The sequence below is a fragment of the Cupriavidus sp. HPC(L) genome, assembly GCF_000307735.3.
Lineage (GTDB): Bacteria > Pseudomonadota > Gammaproteobacteria > Burkholderiales > Burkholderiaceae > Cupriavidus.
Genome location: NZ_AMPR02000266.1, coordinates 1 through 3,621, shown reverse-complemented (window position 1 = coordinate 3,621; position 3,621 = coordinate 1). Strand labels below are relative to the sequence as shown.

Annotated in this window: 3 protein-coding genes; 2 read left to right on the top strand and 1 reads right to left on the bottom strand. The window is 67.7% G+C overall.

Features of this window, described 5'->3' with window-relative positions; genetic code table 11:
- Positions 1–1,174 (top strand): NAD(P)/FAD-dependent oxidoreductase (locus B551_RS15200; RefSeq protein ID WP_043440012.1); only part of this gene is annotated, 1,174 nt, incomplete at its 5' end.
- Between the two features lie 88 nt (positions 1,175–1,262).
- On the opposite strand, the gene B551_RS15195 is transcribed toward B551_RS15200, so the two are convergent.
- Positions 1,263–2,792: a hypothetical protein gene (locus B551_RS15195; protein ID WP_157071995.1), complete on the bottom strand. Its 1,530-nt coding sequence runs from the start codon at positions 2,790–2,792 to the stop codon at positions 1,263–1,265.
- Between the two features lie 115 nt (positions 2,793–2,907).
- Here B551_RS15195 and B551_RS15190 point away from each other — a divergent pair, with 115 nt between their 5' ends.
- Complete coding sequence (locus B551_RS15190) at positions 2,908–3,306, top strand: helix-turn-helix transcriptional regulator (protein WP_006579348.1); 399 nt, start codon at positions 2,908–2,910, stop codon at positions 3,304–3,306.
- Positions 3,307–3,621: the final 315 nt, after the last annotated feature.

Below are 3,621 nucleotides of genomic sequence, written 5' to 3'. Positions count from 1 at the left end.
GGTGGTGGTCGGCGGCGGCTACGGCGGCGCGACCGCCGCGCGCTATCTGCGCGAATGGAGCGACAACACGATCGACGTGACGCTGGTCGAGCCGAATCCGACGTTCATCTCCTGCCCGCTGTCGAACCTGGTACTGGGCGGCAGCAAGCGGATCGAGGACCTGACGATTTCCTACGACGCGCTGAGCCGGCGCCACGGCGTCAAGGTCGTGCGCGACACCGTCGCCGCGATCGACCCGTCGAAGCGCCAGGTACGCCTGGCCAGCGGCGGTACGCTGCCGTATGACCGGCTGGTGCTGTCGCCGGGCGTCGACTTCATGCCCGACGACGTGCCCGGACTGAAGCGGCCCGGAGGCGACCAGATCCTGCACGCATGGAAGGCCGGTCCGCAGACGGTGGCGCTGCGCCGCCAGCTCGAAGCGATGCGCGACGGCGGCACCTATGCGCTGACGGTGCCGCTGGCGCCTTACCGTTGCCCGCCGGGACCCTACGAACGCGCTTGCCAGGTGGCGCACTATTTCAGCCAGGCCAAGCCGCGCAGCAAGGTGCTGATCCTCGACGCGAACCCCGACGTGACGTCGAAGGCCGCGCTGTTCAAGCAGGTCTGGGCCAGCAAGTACAAGGGCATCGTCGAATACCGGCCGCAATACAAGACCGTCGATATCGATCCCGCCACGCGCACGCTGAAGTTCGAGGTCCAGGACGACGAGCGGGTCGACGTCGCCAATGTGGTACCGGCCCAGCGCGCGGGCGCGATCGCCGTCAATACCGGACTGGCGACGGCCAACGGCCGCTGGTGCGAGGTCGACTTCCTGACCTTCGAATCGAAGGCCGTGCCGAACATCCACGTGCTGGGCGACGCGATCCAGATCGCGCCGCTGATGCCCAAGTCCGGCCACATGGCCAACCAGCACGGCAAGATCGCGGCGGCCGCGATCGTCGCGCTGCTGTCGGGCCGGCAGCCCAATCCCGAGCCGCTGTACAACAACACCTGCTACAGCTTCACGTCCGATCGCGAGGTGATCCACGTCGCCAGCGTGCATCGCTACGATCCGCAGAAGAAGACGATGGTGACGGTGCCGGACTCCGGCGGCGTGTCGACGGCGCCCAATACGCTGGAAGGCACCTACGCGTTCGCCTGGGCCAACGCGATCTGGGCGGACGCGCTCGGATAAGCCCGGATAAGCCCGGATAAGCCCCCGGGTAGCGCCCAAGCAGCGCCCGGGCAGCGCCGCGCCAGGGGAGGACTCGGCAATGCCGGCGTCATGCCACCGCAAATGACGTGACCGCTGCGGCGTCGCGCCGCGGCTTGCCGCTTGCGCCGGCATGAATCTCCTCGCGTGCGCCATAGCGGCTGGTGCATACGCGGCTCCATGTGTCGATGACGGGCGAAATGCGGCAATACTGCGCGACGTAGTTCTTGTTTGGATGCGTGCGCAGCAGCGGCTGCAACGGTTTGATGTCGCCGTCCGCCGCGATGGCGTCCCGCGCCGACTTGTCGATGGCGGTCGCGATGACCGAGTGGCCCCAGACCAGCTGCAGCGCACTGCGCGACAAGGCCGTGCCGGGTTGCGCCTGCTTTTCCACGGCAGTGCCCGTCAGAAACGCCGTCACCTTGCGCCCGTTTTCCGGGCTGATGCGCCAGCCGTTGCCGAGCGGATCCATATGAAGCAGGTCCAGCAGGGATAGTCGTATCCGATCGCTGGCCGGTTTGTCCGACAGCACGAAGTTCATCGCGCGGTGATATGCCCCCAGGCCGCAGGCGACGTGATCGTTCGCCAGGATAGCCGCGTCCTCGCTCGTCGCCACGGTGTCGCGCAGCGCGATCCACAGTTGCGGCACGCGGTCCTGGCCCGCGCGATTGATGGCAAACGAGGAGTGCGCGCCCTGAATCAGGAAGGGCAGCACCCGCCTGCGGGCATCGCTGAACGACATGCCGCGGATTTCGTTGGCCAGTGTGTCGGCAATACGCTGGATGGTCGCCTCGTCGTCCAGCATGCGGCACAGGCCCGCCACCGCGCTTCCCTGGTGCATCGGATCGCCGGTTTCCGCGAGAGAAAGAATGTGCCGGCTGGTGCTGCACAACGCGACGAGCCGCCGAATGTTGACGGCGTCGCGCCACGCCGCTTCGGCGACGATCGGCACAGAGATCGAGACGGCAATCCGCTCGAGCGCGGAGTGATCGCCCTTTCGGCCGGCCGTCCGAATTCGCGCCAATGCCGCCGACGCGTCCCGGATGGCCTCCATGGAAGCCGCCATGCACGCAATGTCCTCGCCTGCCTCGGTTCGCTTCCCTTGCCCGAGCGAATCCACTGCCAGTCCATAGAGGCTGTCCACGTACCGGAACGTGTGGAACTGTGTCTCGGTCAGCAATACCTGGCCGTCCAGGCCGATGCCTCGAAACACCTTGTCGAACAGTTTCCTGCAGAGGCTGCGCTGTTTTTGCACCGCTTCATCGAGCTCTGCAATGGCGCGCGTCGGCCGCTTTGCAAGCGGTGGCGTCAGATAGCGCAGACGGCCCGAATAGGGGCCGATCTGCACGGCGCCCTTTGCTTCGAAGTACGGCGCCGTAGCGCCCATCGCGCCGGCCGCGTCGCCATGTGCGGCGGCTGCCGTGCCTTCGGCCGCTTGCAATAGCGCCTCGGGGGAACAGGGAGTCGGATAGATCCGGGCCATGTTTCGCTGCTCCTTCGTCGTGGTGGAGGAACGCAATGTATGGGCGCCGAGTACCACGGCTCGATCGTCGAATGCCGCGGACTTTAGCAAGGCTGCGAGCGTGGCCTCGATTCTCACGGCCTTGCCGGGCGGCGGCCCCATGGCCCGGCAGCATGGCCTTCGCGCCGCCGTCGCTCCAGGCGGGGGTAAACGATATATGCGTGCTCACGCATATACGCATATAGTGGATCGCATGAACGAACTGGATCGCGTCTTCGAACAGGTGTCGCACTACTTCGCGCTGCTCGCCGAGCCGACGCGGCTGAAGATCCTGCACGCGCTGTGCGACGGCGAGAAGCCGGTCGGCGCCGTGGTCGAGACGGTCGGTTCGTCGCAGGCCAATGTGTCGCGCCACCTGAACGCAATGTTCCGCTCCGGCGTGCTGGCGCGGCGCAAGGAAGCGAACCTGGTGTATTACGCGATCGCCGACCAGAGCGTGGTGGAGCTGTGCCGCACGGTGTGCGTGCAGGTTGCCGCGCGGATCGAGGACGACGCGCAGCAGGTCGCGATGGTGGACCGCTTCATGCCCGCCGAGCCGAAGCGGCGCACGGCGGTGCGGCGCAAGCCGGGCGCGGCCGGCGCGATGCGCTGAGCGCAGGCGAGCCGAGGGCAGGACACCGAGATCACGACGACGCGCGCATTGGTCCCCACCGGCGCGCGACCCAATACGAACAAGGCATGCCGACCGCGCCCGCACCGGAGCGCGGCGAGCGGCCGGAGGAGACCGAACGTGCCGGACCGTAGTCGCCCGGGCCGCATCGTGCCCGCGCCGGAACACTTCGTCAGCGCCGACCTGCGGCAAGAAATCGGGCGCCACGGCATCGACAGCCGCCGGCGCGATCTGCTGCGCGGCAGCTTTCTCGCGGCGGCCGGCGCCACGGTAGCGGCGGTGGGCCTGGGCAGGCCG